Source organism: Sphingomonas sp. GW821-FHT09E03 (assembly GCF_059416225.1).
On sequence record NZ_JBWKOS010000008.1, the window covers coordinates 125,987 to 148,884 of the forward strand.

The following is a 22,898-nucleotide window of genomic DNA, read 5'->3' on the forward strand; positions in this document are numbered from 1 at the left end:
AGCCTGTCGAAGGGCATGAGTCTCACAGTGCTTCGACAGGCTCAGCACGAACGGACACGGGGTTACGGCAGGGGCTTGCGCCCGCGCGACCGGCCCTTGGTCATCGGATCGGGCTTGCGCGGCTTGACCCAGCCGGCCGGCGGCGTCATCCGCTGCTGACTGGTGCCGAGCCCCATCGCGCCGGGCTGCTGGCGCTGCAGCCCGCTGGGGTCGATCTCGATGCCGCTCGCCTCGCCGGCGGCGCGCAACAGGCTGATCTGGTCGCGCAGCCGCTTCGCTTCCTCGAAATCGAGCGCCGCAGCGGCGGCCTCCATGGCCTCCCGCAACGCCGCGATCGAGACGGTCATGCCGCGGCGGCGAGTGCCGCCTCGGTTGCCGCGATCCAGCCGCCGCCGAGCACGCGATCGCCGGCATAGAGCACCGCCGCCTGGCCGGGCGAGACGCCATATTCCGGTGCGTCGAACACCAGCCGGTCGCCCGCCAGCCGCGCCGGCACCGGTTTGGCCATCGAGCGCACCTTGGCGGTGAGCGGCCCGCGATGGTCGCCGCCAATCCAGTTGAGCCCGGTGATCTGCGCCGCCTCCACCGCCAGTGCGGCGCGCGGGCCGACCACCACCTGGCGTGCGGCCGCGTCCACCCGCACCACGTAGAGCGGCTCGGGGCTGCCGCCGATCTCCAGCCCGCGGCGCTGGCCGACGGTGAAGTGGATGATGCCGCGATGCTCGCCGAGCTTGCGGCCGCTGAGGTCGACGATGTCGCCGGCGGTATCGGCCTCGGGGCGCAGCTTCTTGACCAGCCCGGCATAATCGCCGTCGGGCACGAAGCAGATATCCTGGCTGTCGGGCTTGGCGGCGACGCCGAGGCCGAGCTCGGCGGCGATCTCGCGCACCCGCGCCTTGGGCAGCCCGCCCAGGGGGAAGCGCAGGTAATCGAGCTGGGCTTGCGTGGTGGCGAACAGGAAATAGCTCTGGTCGCGTGCGGGATCGGCGCCGCGGTGGAGCTCGGCGCCCGCCGCGCCCTCGATCCGGCGGACGTAATGGCCAGTGGCGAGGCAATCCGCGCCGAGATTGCGGGCGAGCGTGAGCAGGTCGGTGAATTTCGGCCCGGTGTTGCACTGGACGCACGGGATGGGGGTGCGCCCGGCGAGATACTCGTCGGCGAAGCGGTCGACCACCTGTTCGCGGAAGCTCGTCTCGTGATCGAAGACGTAATGCGCGATGCCGAGCGTGTCACACACCGCGCGCGCGTCGCGGATGTCGCGGCCGGCGCAGCAGCTGCCCGCACGGCCGACAGCCTCGCCATGGTCATACAGCTGCAGCGTCACCCCGATCGTCTCGGCGCCGGTGCGCGCGGCGAGCGCGGCCACCACCGAACTGTCGACGCCGCCGGACATGGCGACGACGATGCGCTTGGCGGCGGCAGGGCCGGACAGCTGGAAATCCACCTCGTTCATGGCAGCCTACATAGGCGCTTCCACGGCTCACCGCAAAATTAGGGAAGGTTCACGATCCCTTGCGGGTCGCTTTACCCCGCCTTCACCAGACCGCGGCTAGGGGTTGCCGACGATAACGACAGGAAAGACCGTTCGTTGGATCTGAGCTTCCCCGGTTTTGACAGAGAGTCAGAGGTCACCCAGCTACCCAGCGACCTGGCGGTGCTGATGGTGGGGATCGCGGCTCGGCAGACCGGCAGCCAGACCGCGGCGGTGCAGGCGAGCTTCGGACGACTGACGGATACGTCGCGGCTGCTCGCACCACTGGACGGCGCGTTTAACGGACCGATGGCCGCAGCGCTGCTGCGATGGAAGGACGAGTAAACGAACTATTAACCTTGGCGTTTCAGGTGATCTTCAAGTCCCACCTTTAAGGTCACGTCACAGAGTTCAGGTAGGGGGCCCCCGCCCCGATCGAGGTTGAGTAATGATCGAGAACCAGAAAATCCGCCCCGCCAAGGTAATCGGCCCGCTCGGCGAGTCGCTTACCCTGGATTCGCTGCCGCCGCCGTCGACGACGCGGTGGGTGGTGCGCCGCAAGGCAGAGGTGGTTGCGGCCGTCAACGGCGGGCTGCTCTCGGTGGACGATGTCTGCGCGCGCTACAATCTGACGGTGGAGGAATTCGCCGGCTGGCAGCGCGCGATCGACCGTTCGGGCATGCCCGGACTGCGGGTGACGCGGATCCAGCACTATAAGTCACTGTACGAGCGCCAGCAGAAATATTGAGCCCGGGGCATAACGAAACGGCAACGGAACAAATTTCTGCGCTCGTGAGTCTTTCCGCCAGAGCCCGCTAGGGGTGCAATGGAGGGACTTATGGGTATCATTCTGTGGCTGATCATCGGCGGCGTCATCGGCTGGCTGGCCAGCATCATCATGCGTACCGATGGCCAACAGGGCATCTTTCTTAACATCGTGGTCGGCATCGTCGGCGCGTTCATCGGTGGCCTGATCATGTCGGGCGGCTCGATCAACAACGCGCCGCTGACGATCTATTCGTTCCTGGTGTCGCTGCTCGGTGCGATCATCCTGCTCGCGATCGTCAACCTGGTGCGTCGCGGCAGCGTCCGCTAAGCTTGCGCTTCGTCACGCTAAAACAGTGGAAAGGGCCGTCCGGGCGACCGGGCGGCCCTTTTTTCGTGGCCTATTGCAGGAGGAAGCGCACCGAGAGCGTGACGCTGACCTGCTTCTCGCCCGCGGCGATCTGGGTGCTCGCATCCGCGGCCTTCGCACGCGCCATAAACATCGGCTGCGGCCCCGGATTGCCGGCATCCTCGCCGGCCTCGGCGATCGAGATCATGCGCACCACCCGCAGCCCTGCCGCCGTCGCGTACAGCGCCGCGCGGGCGCGGGCGCGCTTCACCGCATCGCCGCGTGCCTCGTCGAGCGCGGCATCGGGCTGGTCGATCGACAGCGACGGCCCGTCGATCTGGTTGGCGCCCTGCGCGACCAGCGCATCGAGCACCGGCCCTGCCTTGGCGACGTCGCGGAAGCGGATCGAGACGGTGTTGCTCGCCTGATAGCCGGTGATCGCCGGCGGCTGGCCATCGGCGTAGCGATATTGCGGGCTGAGCTGGACGCTGGCGGTGGCGACGTCGCGGGCTGCGATCCCGGCGCGCTTCACCGCCGCGAGCACCCGCGCCATCCGCGCCGCATTGTCGGCAAGCGCCGCCGCGGCGTTATCGCCCTGCGAGACGACGCCGGCGCGCACCGTGGCGAGATCCGGCACCCGCGTGGTGCGCCCTTCGGCGCTGACGTCGAGGATCGTGCCCTGTGCCGGCACCAGCGGCTCCACCGTGGTCGCGGTCTGCGCCACGGCGGCGCCCGGCACCGCGCCGAGCAGCGCCAGGACCGCGATCGAGCTTGCCGATGTGCTGTTCATATATTCTCTCCCGTTACTTGCGTGACGTGCCGTCGCTTGGTGCAACAAAGATCAACCCGGGCTGAACGACGCCACTATATTGCGCGTGCCAAATAAATCAGGCATGAGCGGCGCCGCGCCAACCGGGGGGCTTGAGCGCAGTGACTTATTCATATAACACAGCTGCGCGACGCGGCGGCCCGCGTGACCGGGACGGGGATGTAACACGCATGGACTACGAGACGGGATCGCTGGGGCACGACGAGCGGCTGGCCTTGCCGGGCGAGGCGGCACCGTCGCGCCGTGGTCGCAGGATCGTGATCGGCGCGCTCGTGCTGATCGTGCTGCTGGCGCTCGGCTGGTGGATGTTCGCCGCGGGCAAGAAGGACGCCAAGCCGGCGGGGCCGACCGAGCAGCTGCCGTCGGTGTCGGTGGTGGTGCCGGGCCGCAAGGCGATCGACCGCACCGTCTCGGCGACCGGCACGCTTGCCGCCAAGCGCGAGATGCCGGTCGGCGTCGCCGGCGAGGGCGGGATGATCACCCGCGTGCTGGTCGAGCCGGGCCAGTGGGTCGGCGCCGGCCAGGTGCTGGCGACCATCGATCGCTCGGTCCAGGTGCAGACCGCACAATCGCTCGCCGCGCAGGTGTCGGTGGCGCAGTCCGACCAGAGCATCGCCCAGGCCGAGCTCGATCGCGCCAAGCAGCTGGTGGACCGCGGCTTCATCTCCAAGGCCGATCTCCAGCGGCTGACCGCGACCCGCGATGCCGCCGCCGCGCGCGTCCGCGTCGCCCAGGCATCGTGGCGTGAGGCCAATGCGCGCACCGGCCGGCTCGACATCCGCGCACCTGCCGCCGGCTTGGTGCTGACCCGCCAGGCCGAGCCGGGCCAGATCGTCAGCTCGGGCAGCGGCATGCTGTTCCGCATGGCGATGGACGGGCAGATGGAGATGCGTGCCCAGCTCAGCGAAGCCGATCTCGCCGGCATCCATGTCGGCGCACGCGCCACCGTCACCCCGGTCGGCTCGGATCAGGGCTATCAGGGCCAGGTGTGGCAGGTGTCGCCGGTGATCGATCCGCAGACCCGCCAGGGCATCGCCCGCATTGCGCTCACCTACAATCCGTCGCTGCGCCCGGGCGGCTTTGCCGCCTCGACCATCGTCGGCGGCACCGCGATGGCGCCGTTGCTTCCCGATTCGGCGCTGCAGAGCGACGACAAGGGCAGCTTCGTCTATATCGTCGGCGCCGACAACAAGGTGGAGAGGCGCAACATCCAGATCGGCCAGGTCTCGGATGCCGGCGTCATCGTGCGGGGCGGCCTTGCCGGCAATGAGCGCGTGGTGCTGTCCGCGGGCGGCTTCCTGGCGCCGGGCCAGAAGGTCAAGCCGGTGATCAAGGCCGCCGTAGTCGCGGCCGATTTGAAGGCGAGCTGACATGAGCTTCCGCAACATCTCCGCCTGGGCGATCCGCAACCCGGTTCCCCCGATCGTGCTGTTCATCGCGCTGACGCTGGCGGGGATCGTGGCGTTCATGCGGATGGACGTGAACAACGATCCGGATATCGATTTCCCGGTCGTGATCGTCGTCATCAGCCAGCCCGGCGCGGCGCCGACCGAGCTCGAAAACCAGGTCACCAACCGCGTCGAGGCGGCGGTGCGCAGCCTGCAGGGCATCGACGAGATCACCTCCACCGTCACCGAGGGCAGCTCCACCACCGTGGTCCAGCTCGCAATCGGCACGCCGATCGACCGCGCGGTCAACGATACGCGCGACAAGATCGCCCAGATCCGCAGCGACCTGCCCGAGGGCATCCTCGAGCCGCAGATCTTCCGCGCCGACACCACCGACAATGATCTCGCCAGTTATTCGGCGATCGCGAGCGACATGACGGTGGAGCAGCTCAGCTGGTACATCGACAATACCGTCACCAAGGAACTGCTGTCGGTACCCGGCATGGCCGCGGTCAACCGCAACGGCGGCGTCAGCCGCGAGATCCGCGTGATCCTCGATCCGCTCAAGCTGCAAAGCCAGGGGCTTACCGCTAGCCAAGTCAACCAGCAGCTGCGATTGATTAACCTCAACGCCGCCGGCGGCCGTGCCGAGATCGCCGGCTCCGAGCAATCGGTGCGCGTGCTCGGCAATGCCCGCAACGCCAACCAGCTCGCCGCCACCCAGATCAACGTCGGCGACGGCCGCACCGTCCGGCTGGGCGACATCGCCATCGTCCGCGATCTCTACGCCGAGCAGCGCAGCCGTGCCGCGGTGGACGGGCGCCAGGCGATCAGCTTCGATTTCCAGCGCGCCAAGGGCGCTTCGGACGTCGCGGTGTTCAAGGAGGCGGTGAAGAAGCTGGAGGCGCTCGAGAAGCGCAACCCTGGCGTTCACTTCGTGCTGCGCTCGAACAGCGTCAAATATACCGAGATGCAGTATGAATCGGCCATCCATGCGATGATCGAGGGCGCCGTCCTCGCCGTGCTGGTGGTGCTGATCTTCCTGCGCGATTGGCGCGCGACGCTGATCTCGGCACTCGCCATCCCGCTCTCGGCGATCCCCACCTTCTGGTTCATGGAGCTGCTCGGCTTCAACCTCAACCAGATGACGCTGCTCGGGCTCAGCCTGGTCGCGGGCGTGCTGGTGGATGACGCGATCGTCGAAATCGAGAACATCGTCCGCCACATGCGGATGGGCAAATCCGCCTATCAGGCCTCGATCGACGCCGCCGACGAGATTGGCCTTGCCGTGCTCGCCACCACCATGTCGATCGTCGCGGTGTTCATGCCGGTCAGCCTGATGCCCGGCATCTCGGGGCAGTACTTCCAGAACTTCGGCCTTACCGTCGTCGTCTCGGTGCTGATGAGCCTCGCCGTCGCGCGCCTGATCACGCCGATGATCGCCGCCTATTTCCTGAAAGCGGCGGGCCATGCCAGCCACGGCGAGGGCAGGCTGATGGACGCCTATATGGCGGTGCTGCGCTGGACGCTGGACAGCACGCGCGCCAAGGCGCGCGCCGCCCAGGGTGGCTATCACCGGTTCACCAGCCGCTGGCGCGATCATCGCATGTGGGTGATGGGCCTCGGCCTGGCGGCGTTCGTCGCCACCATCTTCATGTTCGGCGTGGTGCCGATGCAATTCTCGCCGCCGCAGGACAATGACGATTCCACCGCGACGATCGAGATGGTGCCGGGCACCACGCTCGCCCAGACCGACATCGTCGTCAGCCGGGTCGCGGCGCTGCTCGGGCGCCAGCCCGAGGTGCAGTCGGTCTATTCGCGCACCGGCACCGGCGGTGCCGTCAACACCGGCCGCGTCACCGCGACGCTCAAGGATGGCCGCAAGGTTACCAGCACCGAGTTCGAGCGCAATCTCGCGCCCGAGCTCGCCAAGATCCCCGACGCCCGCGTCGGCTTCCGCTCGCAGTTCGGCTGGGGCTCGTCCGGCCGCGACATGACGGTGGTGCTCGGTGGCGACGATCCCGAGCTGCTGCAGAAGACCGCCAACACACTGGTCGAGCAGATGTCGCACCTGGCGACGATCACCCAGCCGCGGATCTCGGGCAATCTCCAGCGCCCCGAAATCGTGATCAAGCCGCGGCTCGATCTCGCCGCCAATCTCGGCGTCACCACCCAGGCGCTGTCGAGCGCGATCCGGATCGCCACGCTGGGCGACATCGATCAGAACTCGGCCCGCTTCTCGCTGTCGGACCGCCAGGTGCCGATCCGCGTCGCGCTCGACCAAGGCGCGCGCACCGAATTGTCGACGATCCAGAATTTGCCGGTCTCCACCACCACCGGCGGCTCGGTGCCCTTGAGCCTGATTGCGGACATCAGCCTGGGATCGGGGCCGACGCAGATCGACCGCGTCAACCAGCAGCGCCGCATCGCGATCGGCGCCGATCTCGCGCCGGGCATCGTCTCGGGGATCGCGCAGAAGCAGATCGACAACCTGCCGGTGATGAAGGACCTGCCGCTCGGGGTGAACCGGCTGACGCTCGGCCAGGCCAAGTGGCAGCAGGAGATGCTCAACAACTTCGTGGTCGCGGTGATCTCGGGCACCTTCCTCGTCTTCGCGGTGCTGGTGCTGCTCTATCGCCGGGCACTGCCGCCGTTCGTCAACATGGCGTCGCTGCTGCTCGCGCCGCTGGGCGGGCTGCTCGCTCTGTGGGCGACCGGCAACCCGCTGTCGCTTCCGGTGTTCATCGGCCTGCTGATGCTGATCGGCATTGTCGCCAAGAACTCGATCCTGCTGATCGACTTCGCGCTCGAGGAGATGGGCAAGGGCGTCGACACGCTGACCGCGATCATCGATGCCGGGCACAAGCGTGCGCAGCCGATCGTGATGACCACGGTGGCGATGGTCGCAGGCATGATCCCGACCGCGCTGTCGCTCGGCGGCGACGGCTCGTGGCGCGCGCCAATGGGCATCGTCGTGATCGGCGGGCTGATCCTCTCCACCGTGCTTACCCTGGTAATCGTGCCGGCGGCGTTCAGCCTTGCGGTCGGGATCGAGCGCTATGTCGGGCCGCGGCTCGGCCGGCGGTTGCTCACCTATCGCCCCGGCGACGACGGCTCGACCGTGGTCGGCATCGCCGGCCCGAATGCGCCGGCGCTCGGGCCGGTCCCCGGGCGGATCGGCTATCACGACGGCGATGAGGGTGCCCAGCCGGCGGAGTGAGGTGAGGGAGCGGGCAGGGCAACGGCGCCCGTCTGCGCCGTCATCCCATGCGTCATCCCGGCGAGGGCGGGGCTCTGTGTCGGGGAGCGGGAACGGTACCGCCAGAGGCCGCAGCCTTCGCTGGCACGATGCTTCTAGGGACGGATCCGGCACGGGTGACACCATGGTCGTGCGCAGCTGTAGCGACCCACGACCGCCCATCGCCCCTGTTTACCTTTACCGGCGAGCGACATCGTCCTTGAACAATCCCGCCATTCAGGGATTGTCCTTCCGATGATGCCCTTTTCCCGCGCGAGCGCCGACCCGGAGGGCGTCCCGCCGGCGCTGACGCGCATGCGCATGATCGCGACCGGGCTGCTGGTGCTGATGGCGGCGATCTTCCTCGCCAGCCGCGCGCTGGTTGATCGTCATCCGGCCTGGGGCTTCGTCCAGGCGTTCAGCGAGGCGGCGATGGTCGGTGGCCTCGCCGATTGGTTCGCGGTCACCGCGCTGTTCCGCCATCCGCTCGGGTTGCCGATCCCGCACACCGCGATCGTGCCGCGCAACAAGGATCGGATCGGCGATACGCTGGCGCAGTTCCTCCGCTCCAATTTCCTCACCCCCCGCGTGGTCGGTCGGCGGATGTATCGGCTCGATGTCGCCGGCGCGGCAGGCCGCTGGCTGGCCAACCCGCCGCACGGCGGGGGTCGCGTCCGCCGCGGCGCATCGCGCATGGCCGCCGAAATGCTCGCCGCCTTCGATCCGGCGCGGCTCGGCGGCATGGTTAAGACCACCATCGGCGCGCGGCTGCGGGGCACCGAGGTGTCGCCGATCCTCGGCCAGCTGCTCAAGGCCGCCATTGCCGAGAACCGCCACGCGCCGCTGCTCGACGCCGCGATCCGCTGGGCGGGCAAGACGCTGCAGGTCAATGACCACATGATCCGCGAGATGGTCCATGATCGCGCCGGCTCGATTCTGCGCTGGACCGGGCTCGACGAGACGGTCGCCGACAAGTTGATCAACGGGCTCGACAAATTGCTCGCGGAGATGGCCGAGCATCCCGATCATCCGCTGCGGCTGAAGGCCGAGGAGGGGCTGGATCGCCTCGCCTGGGATCTCCAGCACGATCGCCGCACCCGCGCTAGGGTGGAGGCGCTCAAGAACGAGCTGATCGACAATCCGGCGATGCAGCGCTGGCTCGATGGGCTGTGGGAGCAGGCTCGCGCCGGGCTGTTGCGCATCGCGCGCGATCCCGAGGCGGCGATGGCGGGCAAGCTCGGCGACATGCTCCGCCAGCTCGGCCAGACGGTCCAGCACGATCCGCGGCTGGCACGGACCATCAACCGCTTCGTGCGCCGCACCGCGGTCGGTGTCGCCGCCGATTATGGCGACGGCATCGTCAGGCTGGTCTCGGAAACGGTGCGCGGCTGGGACGCGCGCACCATCACCCGGCGGCTCGAAAATGCCGTCGGCCGCGATCTTCAATATATCCGCGTCAACGGTACCATTGTTGGCGGTCTGGTCGGCCTCGCCATCCACACGGTGGACGTGCTGCTCTGATGCGATCGCCCGCCGCCACTCGGTTCGGCACGTTCAGCATTCAGCTTGCCGTTCGCGTTGCTTTCGCCCAAGGATGACGGCGATGAGCGCGATGGCCGATTTCGAGCAGGATAGCGGCGGGACGCTGCGCTTTTCCGGTGACCTTTCACTACGATCGCTGGGCAAGCTGCCCGAGCGGCTCGATTCGGTGGATGGCCGGGTCGTGCAGATTGATCTGTCCGGGATCGACCGCATCGATACCGTCGGCGCCTGGCTGGTCCACCGTCTGGCGACCAAGCACGACGCCAAGGTCGAGGGGCTCGACGAGGACGGCCAGCAGCTGATGAACCAGGTGGTCGCCGCCGACCAGCCGGTCGCGATGCGCCCGGTCAAGAAGAACGCCTTCAGCGCGCTGCTCGGTGAGGTCGGCGACGCGGTGATGGTGACGTTCCGTACCCTCTACGGCCTGCTCGGCTTCCTCGGCGCCACCACCATCGCCTTTGGCACGGTGATCCGCCACCCGAGTCGCTTCCGCTTCAATGCCACGGTGCACCGCTTCGAGGTGGTCGGCGTCCAGGCGCTGGCGATCGTCGGGCTGATGAGCTTCCTGATCGGCATCGTCATTGCCCAGCAGGGTGCGGTCCAGCTCCGGCAATTTGGGGCAGAAGTGTTTACCATTAACCTGGTAGGCAGGCTCACTTTGCGTGAACTTGGTGTACTTATGACGGCGATCATGGTCGCCGGTCGGTCGGGGTCGGCGTTCGCCGCGCAGCTCGGCACGATGAAGCTCACCGAGGAGATCGACGCAATGCGCACCATCGGCGTCTCGCCGATGGAGGCGCTGGTGCTGCCGCGGACCCTCGCGGCGGTGCTGCTGATGCCGCTGCTCGCCTTCTATTCGTCGCTGATCGCAATGATCGGCGGCGGGCTGCTGTGCTGGATCAGCCTCGATATCCCGCCGGTCACCTTCATCCAGCGCATCCGCGAGGTGGTGCCGATCACCGATTTGTTCATCAGCCTGATCAAGGCGCCGGTGTTCGGGCTGATCATCGCCGTTGCCGGCTGTTTCCAGGGCATGCTGGTCGAATCCGATGCCGAGCAGGTTGGCCTGCGCACCACCTCGGCGGTCGTCCAGGCGATCTTCCTGGTGATCGTGCTCGATGCCTTCTTCGCGGTGTTCTTCACCTGGGTGGGGTGGAACTGATGGCACGTAGCACCACGGGCCGCGACCGCGACGAGCCGGTCATCCAGGTCAGGGGCCTCAAGAACGCGTTCGGCGATTCGGTGGTCCACGAGGGACTCGATCTCGATGTCCGCCGCGGCGAGATCCTCGGTGTGGTCGGTGGCTCGGGCACCGGCAAGTCGGTGTTGATGCGCTCGATCATCGGCCTGCAGACCCCGATCGCGGGCGAGATCACGGTATTTGGCGAGCCGACCATCGGCCGCGAGGAAACCGAGGCGACCAACATTCGCAAGCGCTGGGGCGTGCTGTTTCAGGGCGGCGCCTTGTTCTCAACGCTGACGGTCGCCGAGAATGTCGAAGTCCCCTTGCGCGAATTCTATCCCGAGCTCGATCAGGCGCTGCTCGACGAGATCGCTGCCTACAAGGTGGTGATGACCGGGCTGCCGGCCGACGCTGGGCCGAAGTTCCCCGCCGAGCTGTCGGGCGGCATGCGCAAGCGCGCCGGCCTCGCCCGCGCACTGGCGCTCGATCCCGAGCTGCTCTTCCTCGACGAGCCCACCGCCGGGCTCGACCCGATCGGTGCCGCGCAGTTTGACGAGCTCACCCGCTCGCTGCAGCGCACCTTGGGCCTCACGGTGTTCCTGATCACCCACGATCTCGACTCGCTGTACGCGATCTGCGACCGGGTTGCCGTGCTCGCCGACAAAAAGGTGATCGCGGTCGGCACCATCGATGAGCTGCTCGCGCTCGATCACCCGTGGATCGAAGAATATTTCAAGGGCCCGCGCGGCCGCGCCGCGGTTGCGACGCAAGAAGCGCAGGCCGGGATCGTCGCGCACCGCAGCGCCGATGCCGAGGCCGCCGAGCACCCCACCGACGTCAAGCAAACCGAACTCAAGGCGACGGGTGCCGCTGACACCGAGACGCCGGCCGAACAGGCGAGGACTAACTGATGGAAACCCGTTCCAACCATGTGATCGTCGGCGCGGTGGTGCTGATCCTGCTCGCCGTGCTCGCGATCTTCACCGTGTGGATCGCCCGCCTAGGCGGCACCGAGGAGAAGGAGTATGACATCTTCTTCAAGCAGTCGGTGGATGGTCTCGCCAAGGGGTCGTCGGTCACCTTCTCGGGCGTGCCCTCGGGCCAGGTCAAGGCGATCAACCTGTGGAAGAACGACCCGCAATATGTGCGGGTGCGGATCAGCGTCAACAACGACACGCCGGTGCTGCTCGGCACCACCGCGACCATCTCCGGCGTCGGATTCACCGGGGTCAGCCAGGTCGCGCTCGATGGCGCCCGCAAGGGCGCACCGGCAATCGGTTGCCCCGAGCAGAATGCCGCCAACGACTGCCCCTATGGCGTTCCCGTGATCCCGACCAAGCAGGGCGGCCTCGGCGCGATCCTCAATTCGGCGCCACAGCTGCTCGAGCGCCTGTCGACGCTCACCGAGCGGCTCACCGGCCTGCTCACCGATCGCAACCAGGCCTCTATCGCCGGGATCCTCGACAACACCAACCGGCTGACCGACGCGCTCGCTGACCGCGGGCCTGAGATCGCCGCGACGCTCGCCCAGACCCGGGTCGCGATCCAGCAGGCGGGCGATGCCGCCCAGTCGATCGGCGCGCTCGCCAACACCACCAACGGCGTGCTCACCGACGACGTCCATCCGGCGATGCAGAACCTCAACAAGGCGATCGCCTCGGCCCAGCAGAGCGCCGAAACGCTCAACTCGGCGATCCAGGATGCACGCCCGGGCCTGCAGACCTTCTCCAAGCAGACCATCCCCGAGGCCAACCGCCTGGTCCGCGATCTTCGCGTGACCGCGACCGCGCTATCCTCGATCGCCGACAAGGTCGACCAGGGCGGCGCCACGTCGCTGGTCGGCCAGCAGCGCCTCCCCGATTACAAGGGCAAGTGACCATGAAGACCAAGCTCGCCACCCTGTCATTGCTGCTGGTCGCGACGCCGCCGCTCGCCGGCTGCATCAGCTTCGGCGCCAAGCCCCCGCCCACGCTGCTGACGCTGCAGGCGGCTGCCTCGCCGGCGGTCGGCGCTGAGCAGAGCTCGGCTCATGCGCGCTCGATCACCATCCAGGTGCCCGCGACGCCGACCGCGATCGCCACGGCACGGGTGCCGGTGCAATCGACGCCGACGACGATCGCCTATGTCAAGAACGCGCAATGGGCCGAGCCGCCCGCGCGGCTGTTCGCGCGGCTGCTGTCGGACACGGTGTCGGCGCGCACCAACATGGTGGTGCTCTCCACCGTCCAGTCGATCAGCGATCCCAGCGCGGTGCTGACCGGCGAGCTGCGCAACTTCGGGCTCGATGCCGCTACCCGCGAGGCGGTCGTCACCTATGACGCGGCCCTGACCCGCGCCGGCGAGACCAGCGTCGAGAAGCGCCGCTTCGAGGCTCGCGTGCCGGTCACATCAATCGACGCCGGCTCGGCCGGTCCTGCGCTCAGCCAGGCCGCCAATCAGGTCGCGGCGCAGGCGGCGGACTGGGTCGGCGCCGCTCGCTGAAGGCCACTTGCTGCGCAGGCCGGTTGGCGACGGCGGGTCAGGGTGCGCGGCGGACCGCCGGTAGCACGTCGCACACCGCGGCGCCGCCGAGCGACACCGTCGGCGGCTCGGGGTTCTCGCGCTTGGCGATCGCGGCGGCAAAGCGCGGATTGTCGGCGGCGCGATACTGGAAATGCGGGCGGCCCGCCGCGGGCAGGTCGCTCGCCAGCCGGGCCGACACGATCGGCACGCGCTCGGCGGCCGTGGCATACATGCCCATTGCCGCGTCGCTCCGTGGCAGCCCTGACAAATACTGCATACCCTCGACGATCCGGCCGACCACGGTGTAGTTGCGGTCGAGACGCCGTGCCGACTGGCCGATCGGGGTGAACAGCTCGGCGCCGCTGCCGGTGTCGGGCAGCGCATCGCGCGCGACCCCGACCATGCCGTAGCAATGCGTCAGCCACGCCGCCTTGCCGTCGGTCGCCACCGGCCAGCCATCGGCGGTGACCCCCGATGCAGTCGAATAGCTGTCCGCCTTCGCCAGCCGCTGCGCCGGCGCGAAGCCATCGATCTCGAACTCGGCGCGCGGCGCGCGCACGATGCCGGCAGGCAGCGGCTTCTTCTCGCTCTCGTCGCCCCATTGCGTCACCCAGTTTTCCTGCACCCGATAGACGCTGGTGCCATCCCACCAATGCGCTCGCGCAAGGGCCTGGATGTTGCCGGTATGCGCCGGCGCATAAGCCGTCGCGAGCCGGATCACGACGCTCTTGCCGGTGGCGAGCGTGACCACCAGCAACTGATCGTCAGGGATCGCCCGCCAGTCCGCCTCTATCGGGTCGGCAGGGGTGGCGGCGGCAGGCGTGGCAGCCTGAAGCGCGGCGAGCGCGAGCATGGTGATCATGGGCAGGAGACTGCCCGAGCACTGCCCGTTGCGCAATCGCTTGCGACATGCCGATCAACGCGCTAGGCGCGCGCTTCCAGGAGAAATGCGGAGCGGTGGCCGAGTGGTCGAAGGCGCTCGCCTGGAAAGTGAGTATACGTCAAAAGCGTATCGAGGGTTCGAATCCCTCCCGCTCCGCCAACAAGTCATTGCTTTTGCGACGCTTTTTGAAAAATCGATCGATCGCAAGCTGCCTAAAACGCGGTGATTCGGTACGCAATTTTGAGCAATTCTGGCGTTTGTTCTCTGTTCGTACGCAATCGCGCGAAAAGTGGCGTGTTTCTGGTAGTTTACGACGAAGCATATCGAGGGTTCGAATCCATTTCGCCCCGCCACCTAGTCTGCTGAAGCGCATTCCCTGCAGACCGATCTGCGAGATGCGGCGCGGTCCGCGGCCTTTGCTTGCAAAACCGTAGCTCGGAGACTCGTCTCACGGTCAAAATCAGTCGCCAAATTCCCTGTTATCTCTGCGGCCTCCGCCGCCAGTACCGTTTGCCATTTCGGCGCTCGTATTTTCCCTAAACGCCGCCTTCTACAGGGAAAGGCGTCAGTCTGCGGGCATTCGCCGCCAATTCGGGTCCTAAAAAAGGGGGATGCCAAAGCGACTTATGGTGGAATTCCCTAGGCCGCGTAGCAGGGAACCGGATCGTTGTGTCCGAGAATAGCAACGAGCGCCGCCGCGTAGCGCGTGGGTCGAATGGGAAAATCTTCAATTCGACCTTGTCAACATAAATCTAGCGACCCACTTCTCTGCCAGGCCATCCGGCCTCGGAGCAGTCCGCGACAGCACGTCAGCGGCATCACCGCACATCAGTCACGTTCTTGCCAAGCAGGTGGCTCGCTGGTCCTCGATCGCTCGCTGTAGCGATCGAGGAGGCGCGCGCTCTTGACTGGCAGACGTCAGAAGGAGCTGCGCAATGTCGCAACCAAAAACGCGCGCCCGCTCTACGGACAGCGAGATGCTGTTCGCACGCCTCGGGCCTATCACCTACCGTCGTCCTACTGATCTCATCGCCTACAAACGGAACGCTCGTAAACATCCGGAGCGCCAACTGGTAGCACTCGAAGCCTCCATCCGGCAGTTCGGCTTCAACGCACCGGTGCTTGTTGCTGTGGATGGCGAGATCATCGCCGGGCACGCCCGGGTTGAAGCGGCGAAGCGTGTCGGCCTCAAGGACATCCCGACCATCTCCGCCAACCACCTTTCGCCAGCACAGGTGAAGGCATACCGCCTCGCGGATAATCGCCTGCCCGAATTAGCGACTTGGGACATAGACGCACTGTCGATCGAACTCGAGGAGATCATTTCTCTCGACGAGGTTCAGGTAGAAAGCATGGGCTGGTCGTCTGCAGAAATTGATTCCTTGTTCTCACAGGCAGAGCCAGATGCCGGTTCTGTTGCCGACCCTGCGGATCAACAGCCGACGCCGCGAGTCGTTGCCGTGGCTAGGCCCGGAGATCTCTGGCTGCTCGGCAGACACCGTCTCCTGTGTGCATCGGCACTCGAGCCTTTGTCGTGGGACCGACTGCTGAACGGCAAAACCGCTGCGATGATTTTCACCGACCCACCCTACAACGTGCCGATCACCGGCCACGTCAGTGGCCTTGGCAAGGTGCAGCACGCCGAGTTTGCACAAGCGTCGGGCGAGATGAGCCGCGACGAGTTCACCGGCTTCCTCAGCCAGTTCCTCGCCTCGATGCTGCCCCACGTGATGGACGGCGGTGTCGTCGATGTTTGCATGGATTGGCGGCACCTGCGCGAGCTTCTCGCCGCGATCGACAACAACGCCCTGTCGATGCTGAATCTGTGCTGTTGGAACAAGACCAATGGCGGAATGGGGTCACTGTACCGGTCCAAGCACGAATTGATCGCGATCGCGAAGAAAGGTCGGGAGCCACACGTCAACAACGTCGAACTCGGCAAGCATGGCCGCTACCGCACCAACGTCTGGGACTATGCCGGCGTGAACAGCTTCGGGGCCAGCCGTATGCAGGACCTCGCCGACCATCCAACCGTGAAGCCCATTGCGCTGGTCGCGGATGCGATCCGCGATGTCACCCATCAGGGCGACATCGTCCTGGACGCCTTCATGGGTTCGGGCACGGCGCTGCTCGCTGCAGAGCGCACCGGGCGTGCTGGCTACGGCACCGAGATCGAGCCACGCTACATCGATGTTGCGATCGAGCGTTGGCAGCAGATGACGGGAGGAGCCGCCGTCCTCGATGGCGATGGTCGGACGTGGGCAGCGGTTGCTGCCGAGCGCCGCCTGCAGAACGACGTGCCTGCTGATGCGGCTGTGCTCGATGAGGAGGAGGCTGATCATGTCACCGCATGAGAACCTGCCGCCCGCCCGGCCACGCCGGCGTCCCGTAGCCCAGCCAATACCCGCGCCGCCGCCAGCACCAGAAAAGCCGAGCTATGAAGTCGGTTACGGCAAGCCGCCGGTGCACACCCGCTTTCAGAAAGGACAGTCAGGCAATCCGAAGGGCCGCAAAAGAGGATCGAAGAACCTCAACACGCTGGTCCTGGAGCTTCTTGACGAGCGGATCGCGGTAAACACGCCGGAAGGCCGCCGTCATGTCTCTCGCGTCGAGGTGCTTTTGCGCAAGCTCATTGAGCTTGCCGGCAAAGGTAACGCCCGCGCCATCGACCAGATGCTGCGCCACTATGCGAACGCACAAGCGTTGCCGGCAACGGCGTCGGGAGCAACAGGAGCCGAGGCGGTGCAGGATATCACCGACGCCGACGTGGCGAGCCTGGCGCTGCTGCGTGAGATCCTGCTCGGTGAAGCCGCTGCAGGTGAGGCGGGTGGGTCGTGACACCGCTGCAGTACAAAGCGCTGGCGGCCGCGCGCCGCCAGCGCCTCAGTCTTTTCCTCGTGAAGTCGTTTGAGACACTGCACCCAGGCGAACAGCCGTTGGAGTGTGGCTGGTATATTCAATCGATGTGCTACGCGCTCGAGCAGATCGAGCGCGGAGAGGAGCGCCGGCTCGTGATCACGGTGCCGCCCCGCCATCTGAAATCCGTTACAGCGTCGGTCGCGTTCGTTGCATGGGCGCTCGGGCGGAACCCAACGTTAAAAATCATGGTCGCAAGCTACAGCCAGGAACTCTCCCGGCAGCACGCCGTGCAATGTAGGACGCTACTTGAGGCTGGATGGTATCGGGACCTGTTCCCAAACACGCGTATTGCTGATGGCGGCAACCGTGCGCTCGAAGTCGTCACCACACAGGGGGGCATGCGCAAGGGCGTGTCGGTCGGCGGCTCGGTCACCGGTTTCGGTGCCGACCTGATCATCGTTGACGACTGCATGAAGGCCGACGACGTCAAAAGCGTGACCAGCCGCGAGGAGGTCAAGGGCTGGTTCGGCAACACCCTCTTCACGCGTCTGAATGACAAGCAGACCGGGCGCATCCTGTCGATCCAGCAGCGGCTCCATGAAGACGATTTGCCGGCAATGCTTCTCGAACGCGGCTACCGGCACCTCAACCTGCCCGCGATAGCGGAACGCGAGGAAGTTGTTCCAATTGGGCCTGGTCGCGTTCACCGGCGGGCGGTCGGCGACCTCCTCAACCCGGCGCGCGAGGATCGCGCGCTGCTCGATGGCATCCGACGCGAGCTTGGCCCGGCCGTCTTCTCGGCTCAATACCAACAGGACCCGGTTGCGCCAGAAGGCAACGCGATCCGGATGGAATGGTTCAGGACGTACGACGAGGCACCGGCTCGTCATGCCTTCACCAAGATCGTCCAAAGCTGGGACACCGGTATGAGCGCGGCCCCCACCAGCGACTTCTCGGTTTGCACAACCTGGGGCTTCCGAACCGATAAATGGTACTTGCTCGATGTTTACCGCCGGCGGCTCGACTTTCCCGATCTTCGCAACGAGTTGATCCGCCTCTGGCAGCAGTGGAAGCCCGACAGGGTACTTATCGAAGACGCCGGGGCGGGTAAATCCGTTGCGCAGGACATACGGCTCTCTGGCAAGTTCGTGCCGATGCTTTGCCGAGTTGCCGTGGACAAGATGACGCGCTTTACTGGCTGCTTTGGAGAGATCGAAGCCGGGAACATCCTTCTGCCGACCGAGGCGCCCTGGCTGGACGAGTTTCGCAAGGAGCTGCGGGCTTTCCCGCATGGTCGACACGACGACCAGGTCGACAGCCTTAGCCAATTCGTCAGCCACCAGAAGCGACATTGGGCATGGGTTATCGCGGAAGTAGATCCGGTTACCCAGCGTCTCCGGCGGCCGGTCCATCACTCGTCTCGCCCCTGGGGGCGTCCTGCAGACCCAACTCGGCCTGCATAGACGCTACGGCGGATGCCTTGGCGTCCGGCGTAGGGGACGTTGTCGCGAACTACTCTGCGTGCGGGCTTGTCAGGTGCGAGATGAGGTCTCCCCGGATGAGGGCAGATTGCTGGCGCAGTGGCGGCACTTAACGGCAAGCCTGCGTACTGGTTCTGCACAGGAGGGGCAGCGCACATAGTCGCCATGGTCACCATGCCGTGCGGCGGCTTCCTTGCCGTCGGCCATCGCTAACGCGGTAATGAACGCGACAAGCGGGCTCGCGAACGCAAACCAACCCATGATGACGCCGTCACCGCCGGTGCCTATCGACACCAGCAGGAGGATCGGCACCACCGGAACCGTAGAAAGCGCGAATAGCGCGATGCCTGACCGGTTGCGTTTCACCGCAATGAGGGCGTTCAAACCGGCCCACAGCAGAATGGTTATAAGACCGATCAGCGGACCCATGTGCCTGCTCCAAACTCAGTGTCGATAAGAAGGCAAGGGCTTTGTCCGGATGCTCCACGACGCATGCTACTTCACCTGCTGACGGCGAGAAGACGGGGTCGTTTGTGTGCTGTCGCACCTCATCACCGCCTTGTAGAGAAGCATCTTCGTGCCCAAGGCGTTGTCGGCGCGTTCGGTTGTCAGGCTCGCGAAATGAAGGCGATCCGGGCACTTCATCTTCTCGGCCAGTCGACGGCGAACATCCTCTTCGGTGCTAGCCTTGATGATGCCGGTCATCGCCACACCCTGTTCATCACCGATCATGGTCGGGACCGGGAAGCCCCAGGGTGAAGCGGCGCAACCGGCCGTACCCAGCATCAACGCCACCAATCCTCCGCGGCATACCTCCTGCCAGACATCTCGAGCGGCGCGGCGTGCGGCAGTGGCCTCTATGTGTTTTAGAATGCTCATGTTCCCCCTCGTACGCCGACCACGTTGTCGACGATCAGTGACACGTCTCATGCTCGAAGGCGGGAGGAAATCAACGAGAATGTCACTCATCGTCTGTAGATTAATCGTCGACAGCGGGGTCTTCAAACGGGTGTGGATGTTCGCCAGCGCCTTGCCAAAAACCTCCGCCGCCTGCGGACCCAGCACGGGTGGAGCCAGGAAGACTATGCCGATCGCGCCGGCATCCACCGCACTTATGTGAGCGATCTCGAGCGGGCGGCCCGTAATCCGACGATTACGCTGGTCGAGAAGCTCGCGGTGCCCTTCGACGTGCCGGCAAGCGACTTGATTGCCTGATCACGGGCGCCGGAAAAAGCTGCGGCTCGACTTCTTTCACCCGGCAGGGCTTTGGTCATAGTCAGGAGGCAGGCGATGACCGCAGACGAGATGATTAGGGTGCAAATCACGGCCGCGGGCATGCTCATGGAGGACCTCTCCGCCAAGGTGGTGCTGGATCCGCTGCATCCCGACCGCCCGCGGGAGTTACGCGAGCTTGCCGGGGACCTGAACGCCATCGCCGAGGCCGTCGACGTAATTCGCCGTGCGTGACCGCAACGGAGGCCGTCAGCGGCCTCGCGCCGGCAGCAGTGTCGCGATCTGCGCCTGCCAATCGGCGGCAATCGCTCCTTCCGCGGTGAGGCTGGCAGCGGTCACTCCGGTACGCTGGCGCCCGGCAAGGATAGCCTCGGTGACGGCAGGGGCAAGAAAGGCAAGTCGGATGACACGCGAGATATAGGAGCTTGTCACGCCTTCGCGTGCGGCAAGCTCGGTAGTGCTCATCTCGCCGCCCCGTAGCGTGCCCCACCAGCGCCTTGCCTGAACAAGCAGGCTTATCAGCGAGCGGTCGGGTGTCGCCTTTGCAGTAGCACCGTTGTCCTGCACCAGCCGCAGCGCGCGTCCCGACCTCGTCAGCCGAGCAGCACAGTCAATGCCGATGGTTACCGGTGCCCCGGCACGCTGGTGCATGCCAATCGCGCTGGCGAGCGCCGCGGTGTTGCAGGTGAGCGTCACCGTGGCTTCGCCGACTTGCACTATCGTAACAATGGCAAGAAAGGCAGAGGAGCGGCCCTCGGCGAGCGCCTCGCAGCGGGCATGCAGATCTGCAACCTGGTGAACCTGTACGTCGAGCGCTGCCATGGCGGCGAGCTCCAACGGCTGACGCACCAGTTGTTGCACCCGCTCGGCAACCAGCGCCTCGATCTCCCGGGCCGGTATGCGTAGCCCGCTATCGCGCTTTGCCTGGTGCAAGGCGCGGCTGACATAGTAACGGTGGCGCACCTTGTTCTTGGTGGCGTGCGTCGCGACCAACGGCTCACCTGAACCATCGACGATCCTGCCCGCGAGCGGGCTGCTCTCGGCAGCAGCGGCCCCGCTGCGGTGGCCCTGGAGATGTTCGGCGAGCATCGCCTGCACGGCAGCAAAAGTCTCTTCGTCGATGATCGGCGGGTGAAGTCCGGGGTAGACCTTGTCCTTGTGGCCGATCTTGCCGATGTAGATAACGTTCTTGAGGATCTGGTAGAGCTGGCCGCGGGTAAAGCCGCCGCCGCCAAGCGGCTTACCGCCTACCGTGGTCCTGACCGGTACCGTCACGCCGCGTTGTGCCAGTTCCTCCATTAGCCGCCGCACGCTGCCGAGCGCCAGATAGCGGGCAAACAGATGCCGCACGAGTGTGGCATGCTCCTCGACGATGGCGAGGCTGCGGTCATTGGGCGCATAGCCAAGTGGCGGCGTGCCGCCCATCCACATGCCGCGCGCTTTGGATGCAGCGATCTTGTCGCGAATGCGCTCGGCGGTAACCTCGCGCTCGAATTGCGCGAACGACAGCAGCATGTTGAGGGTCAGGCGCCCCATGCTGGTCGTGGTGTTGAACGACTGGGTGACCGATACAAAGCTCGTACCCGCCGCGTCGAACGTCTCGACGAGCTTGGCAAAGTCGAACAGCGAGCGGGTCAGTCGGTCGACCTTATACACGACGATAATGTCGACGCGGCCGGCGCCCACTTCGGCGAGCAGGCGTTTGAGGGCAGGGCGCTCGAGCGTGCCCCCCGACAGCCCACCATCGTCATAGATCTCCGGCAGCGCCGACCAGCCCTCGTTGGCCTGGCTAAGGATATAGGCAGCGCATGCCTCGCGCTGCGCATCGAGGCTGTTGAAGCTTTGCTCCAGACCCTCGTCCGACGACTTCCTGGTGTAGATCGCGCAGCGTACCGTCTTCATGCTGCCACCGCTTTCTTCTTGAGGCCGAAGAAGGCAGGGCCTGACCAGCGCGTGCCGGTGATTGCGCGGGCAACCTCGCTGAGCGAGCGCCATTCGCGCTCGTCCCAGCGGATCACCTGGTCCTCGCCGACCGTGACGACGTGGATCCGACCCTGCCATTCGCGCACGAGCCGCATGCCCGGCGCTGGCGCCTGTGTTCGGGTCTGGCCGCGACCAAGCTGGTCTAACGTCTGGCTCGTGGCGCGTGAGAGGCCGACAGAAGCGCGCGCCTGTATCTCCCAGGCAAGTGCCAGGCGCAGCATCTTCGGGCTGACCTTGGGCGCTGTGGTGCCAACGAGACTGCGCCATCGTTGCCGCAGTGCGTCAGAGGGCAGCGTGGCGAGCTCCGCGATATCGCTTGCCACTCCCATTATGCCGCTCCCACGATGCGGTAGCAGGTCATGCCATCGCGTTTGATCCGCTGGATGCGGTGGCCCTTTTTGCGCAACCCGGTGATGGCGGCGCGGATCGTGTGCGGCAGCCAGCTCGTGGCCGTCATCAACTCAGGCATCGGAACACCGTCCTGCCGCGCCAAAAGCGTGAGTACCGTCGCGATCTTGGTCGGCGTCTTTTCGACGTCGATGATCTCGGGCAGTTGAGAGGCGGCCGTCGAATTTGCACCCTTGTCGTCAGCGATGACGCCGATCGCGGCCATGCCGGCATCTGTGATGAAGGCACCGAAGCGCAGATCTCCCTCGGAGCGGTGGATGGCTGCCAAGTCTGTTGTTTCGCGCTCCAAGACCAGCGCCTGCCGAACGAGCCCTGCGATGGCTTTCGTGATGCCGCCGCCGCGTTTGATGCTGGCGTGGAGGGGCAGCACGCTGCCGTCGGCGCGCTGGCAAGCGGCGGCGAGCAGGATGCGCTGGGTGTCACTCAATTTGATCATGATGCTGGTCTCCGGCTCTGAGCAGCACCGATGCTGCCCCACCAGCCAGAGCCCCGGTGAGCAGCTCACCTGGGGCGATGCGGGGCGACCTAGTAGCCCGCGGTTCGGGTGATGACGCTGTCGCTCTGGTGCGCGACGAAGTCGAATGGAATGTGCAGCGTCGATCCAAATTACCGGTTGGGGTGCCAGCAGACCGGCGGCTTTTGGTGGAAAGCGGCTCGTCCGCTTTAGAGCAGCCGCCTGGGTTTGTGCCCTTTCGTTCATGTGGCGCAGTAGGGGGCTCGGACGCCTGCCGGTGGGGGTGAGCCGCCCGGCCGCTTTCGGGTGGTGATCGGCGTAAACAGCCGT

Annotated in this window: 24 protein-coding genes and 1 tRNA gene; 16 read left to right on the forward strand and 9 right to left on the reverse strand. The window is 66.0% G+C overall.

Annotated features, from left to right (window positions below):
* Nucleotides 1-62: 62 nt before the first annotated feature.
* Together AC07M8_RS15590 and mnmA are read right to left on the reverse strand one after the other, a co-directional pair.
* A complete protein-coding gene (locus AC07M8_RS15590) occupies nucleotides 63-347 on the reverse strand; it encodes a UvrB/UvrC motif-containing protein (RefSeq protein WP_495175238.1) in 285 nt (94 codons plus the stop codon).
* Nucleotides 344-1,453, reverse strand: coding sequence for a tRNA 2-thiouridine(34) synthase MnmA (gene mnmA / locus AC07M8_RS15595; RefSeq protein ID WP_495175239.1), 1,110 nt, complete (start codon nucleotides 1,451-1,453; stop codon nucleotides 344-346). The genes AC07M8_RS15590 and mnmA overlap by 4 nt, the downstream gene beginning before the upstream one ends.
* Before the next feature lie 135 nt (nucleotides 1,454-1,588).
* Here mnmA and AC07M8_RS15600 point away from each other — a divergent pair, with 135 nt between their 5' ends.
* From AC07M8_RS15600 to AC07M8_RS15610, 3 genes are all read left to right on the forward strand, one after another.
* On the forward strand, nucleotides 1,589-1,816 hold the full coding sequence (locus AC07M8_RS15600; RefSeq protein ID WP_267394231.1) for a hypothetical protein: 228 nt from the start codon (nucleotides 1,589-1,591) through the stop codon (nucleotides 1,814-1,816).
* A 103-nt stretch (nucleotides 1,817-1,919) separates the two neighbouring features.
* A complete protein-coding gene (sciP, locus tag AC07M8_RS15605; RefSeq protein WP_267394229.1) occupies nucleotides 1,920-2,219 on the forward strand; it encodes a CtrA inhibitor SciP in 300 nt (99 codons plus the stop codon).
* Nucleotides 2,220-2,309: 90 nt separating this feature from the next.
* Nucleotides 2,310-2,567 carry a GlsB/YeaQ/YmgE family stress response membrane protein gene (locus AC07M8_RS15610; protein WP_267394227.1) on the forward strand — a complete coding sequence of 86 codons (258 nt, stop codon included), beginning with the start codon at nucleotides 2,310-2,312 and terminating at the stop codon, nucleotides 2,565-2,567.
* 70 nt (nucleotides 2,568-2,637) lie between these two features.
* On the opposite strand, the gene AC07M8_RS15615 is transcribed toward AC07M8_RS15610, so the two are convergent.
* Nucleotides 2,638-3,375, reverse strand: coding sequence for an SIMPL domain-containing protein (locus AC07M8_RS15615; protein WP_495175240.1), 738 nt, complete (start codon nucleotides 3,373-3,375; stop codon nucleotides 2,638-2,640).
* Between the two features lie 209 nt (nucleotides 3,376-3,584).
* Here AC07M8_RS15615 and AC07M8_RS15620 point away from each other — a divergent pair, with 209 nt between their 5' ends.
* The 7 genes from AC07M8_RS15620 to AC07M8_RS15650 all read left to right on the forward strand — a co-directional run bounded on the left by AC07M8_RS15620 (nucleotide 3,585) and on the right by AC07M8_RS15650 (nucleotide 13,246).
* Nucleotides 3,585-4,784 carry an efflux RND transporter periplasmic adaptor subunit gene (locus AC07M8_RS15620; protein WP_495175241.1) on the forward strand — a complete coding sequence of 400 codons (1,200 nt, stop codon included), beginning with the start codon at nucleotides 3,585-3,587 and terminating at the stop codon, nucleotides 4,782-4,784.
* A 1-nt stretch (nucleotide 4,785) separates the two neighbouring features.
* Nucleotides 4,786-8,022 carry an efflux RND transporter permease subunit gene (locus tag AC07M8_RS15625; protein ID WP_495175242.1) on the forward strand — a complete coding sequence of 1,079 codons (3,237 nt, stop codon included), beginning with the start codon at nucleotides 4,786-4,788 and terminating at the stop codon, nucleotides 8,020-8,022.
* A gap of 273 nt (nucleotides 8,023-8,295) precedes the next feature.
* Nucleotides 8,296-9,561 carry a DUF445 domain-containing protein gene (locus tag AC07M8_RS15630; RefSeq protein ID WP_495175243.1) on the forward strand — a complete coding sequence of 422 codons (1,266 nt, stop codon included), beginning with the start codon at nucleotides 8,296-8,298 and terminating at the stop codon, nucleotides 9,559-9,561.
* An 82-nt stretch (nucleotides 9,562-9,643) separates the two neighbouring features.
* The gene (locus AC07M8_RS15635) at nucleotides 9,644-10,744 is read left to right on the forward strand and encodes an ABC transporter permease (RefSeq protein ID WP_495175244.1); all 1,101 of its coding nucleotides are present in this window, start codon (nucleotides 9,644-9,646) and stop codon (nucleotides 10,742-10,744) included.
* Nucleotides 10,744-11,676 carry an ABC transporter ATP-binding protein gene (locus AC07M8_RS15640; RefSeq protein ID WP_495175245.1) on the forward strand — a complete coding sequence of 311 codons (933 nt, stop codon included), beginning with the start codon at nucleotides 10,744-10,746 and terminating at the stop codon, nucleotides 11,674-11,676. Before AC07M8_RS15635 ends, AC07M8_RS15640 begins: the two co-directional genes overlap by 1 nt.
* Nucleotides 11,676-12,641 carry an MlaD family protein gene (locus AC07M8_RS15645; RefSeq protein WP_495175246.1) on the forward strand — a complete coding sequence of 322 codons (966 nt, stop codon included), beginning with the start codon at nucleotides 11,676-11,678 and terminating at the stop codon, nucleotides 12,639-12,641. The genes AC07M8_RS15640 and AC07M8_RS15645 overlap by 1 nt, the downstream gene beginning before the upstream one ends.
* Before the next feature lie 2 nt (nucleotides 12,642-12,643).
* Nucleotides 12,644-13,246, forward strand: a complete 603-nt coding sequence (locus AC07M8_RS15650; protein WP_495175247.1) for an ABC-type transport auxiliary lipoprotein family protein — start codon at nucleotides 12,644-12,646, stop codon at nucleotides 13,244-13,246.
* Between the two features lie 37 nt (nucleotides 13,247-13,283).
* Here AC07M8_RS15650 and AC07M8_RS15655 read toward each other — a convergent pair whose 3' ends face one another.
* The gene (locus AC07M8_RS15655) at nucleotides 13,284-14,129 is read right to left on the reverse strand and encodes a peptidylprolyl isomerase (RefSeq protein WP_495175248.1); all 846 of its coding nucleotides are present in this window, start codon (nucleotides 14,127-14,129) and stop codon (nucleotides 13,284-13,286) included.
* An 89-nt stretch (nucleotides 14,130-14,218) separates the two neighbouring features.
* Between AC07M8_RS15655 and AC07M8_RS15660 the strand changes: the two genes are divergently transcribed.
* The 4 genes from AC07M8_RS15660 to terL all read left to right on the forward strand — a co-directional run bounded on the left by AC07M8_RS15660 (nucleotide 14,219) and on the right by terL (nucleotide 18,472).
* Nucleotides 14,219-14,309, forward strand: a tRNA-Ser gene (locus tag AC07M8_RS15660).
* Nucleotides 14,310-15,085: 776 nt separating this feature from the next.
* A complete protein-coding gene (locus AC07M8_RS15665) occupies nucleotides 15,086-16,504 on the forward strand; it encodes a site-specific DNA-methyltransferase (protein WP_495175249.1) in 1,419 nt (472 codons plus the stop codon).
* Nucleotides 16,491-16,988, forward strand: coding sequence for a DUF5681 domain-containing protein (locus AC07M8_RS15670; protein WP_495175250.1), 498 nt, complete (start codon nucleotides 16,491-16,493; stop codon nucleotides 16,986-16,988). Before AC07M8_RS15665 ends, AC07M8_RS15670 begins: the two co-directional genes overlap by 14 nt.
* On the forward strand, nucleotides 16,985-18,472 hold the full coding sequence (gene terL, locus AC07M8_RS15675) for a phage terminase large subunit (RefSeq protein ID WP_495175251.1): 1,488 nt from the start codon (nucleotides 16,985-16,987) through the stop codon (nucleotides 18,470-18,472). The genes AC07M8_RS15670 and terL overlap by 4 nt, the downstream gene beginning before the upstream one ends.
* A 69-nt stretch (nucleotides 18,473-18,541) precedes the next feature.
* On the opposite strand, the gene AC07M8_RS15680 is transcribed toward terL, so the two are convergent.
* The gene (locus AC07M8_RS15680; protein ID WP_495175252.1) at nucleotides 18,542-18,919 is read right to left on the reverse strand and encodes a zinc ribbon domain-containing protein; all 378 of its coding nucleotides are present in this window, start codon (nucleotides 18,917-18,919) and stop codon (nucleotides 18,542-18,544) included.
* A 66-nt stretch (nucleotides 18,920-18,985) separates the two neighbouring features.
* Nucleotides 18,986-19,597, reverse strand: coding sequence for a hypothetical protein (locus AC07M8_RS15685; protein WP_495175262.1), 612 nt, complete (start codon nucleotides 19,595-19,597; stop codon nucleotides 18,986-18,988).
* On the opposite strand from AC07M8_RS15685, the gene AC07M8_RS15690 reads away from it, so the two are divergent.
* Together AC07M8_RS15690 and AC07M8_RS15695 are read left to right on the forward strand one after the other, a co-directional pair.
* Nucleotides 19,502-19,705, forward strand: coding sequence for a helix-turn-helix domain-containing protein (locus AC07M8_RS15690; RefSeq protein ID WP_495175253.1), 204 nt, complete (start codon nucleotides 19,502-19,504; stop codon nucleotides 19,703-19,705). The genes AC07M8_RS15685 and AC07M8_RS15690 overlap by 96 nt on opposite strands.
* Nucleotides 19,706-19,780: 75 nt before the next feature.
* Nucleotides 19,781-19,957: a hypothetical protein gene (locus tag AC07M8_RS15695; protein WP_495175254.1), complete on the forward strand. Its 177-nt coding sequence runs from the start codon at nucleotides 19,781-19,783 to the stop codon at nucleotides 19,955-19,957.
* A gap of 15 nt (nucleotides 19,958-19,972) precedes the next feature.
* Here AC07M8_RS15695 and AC07M8_RS15700 read toward each other — a convergent pair whose 3' ends face one another.
* Genes AC07M8_RS15700 through AC07M8_RS15710 form a run of 3 tightly spaced genes read right to left on the reverse strand, consistent with a single transcriptional unit; the run spans nucleotide 19,973 to nucleotide 22,550 of the window.
* Complete coding sequence (locus tag AC07M8_RS15700; protein ID WP_495175255.1) at nucleotides 19,973-21,625, reverse strand: recombinase family protein; 1,653 nt, start codon at nucleotides 21,623-21,625, stop codon at nucleotides 19,973-19,975.
* The gene (locus AC07M8_RS15705; RefSeq protein WP_495175256.1) at nucleotides 21,622-22,035 is read right to left on the reverse strand and encodes a DUF2924 domain-containing protein; all 414 of its coding nucleotides are present in this window, start codon (nucleotides 22,033-22,035) and stop codon (nucleotides 21,622-21,624) included. Before AC07M8_RS15705 ends, AC07M8_RS15700 begins: the two co-directional genes overlap by 4 nt.
* Entirely contained in the window at nucleotides 22,035-22,550 is a 516-nt protein-coding gene (locus AC07M8_RS15710; RefSeq protein WP_495175257.1) for a DUF3489 domain-containing protein, read from the reverse strand. The genes AC07M8_RS15705 and AC07M8_RS15710 overlap by 1 nt, the downstream gene beginning before the upstream one ends.
* Nucleotides 22,551-22,898 lie beyond the last annotated feature (348 nt).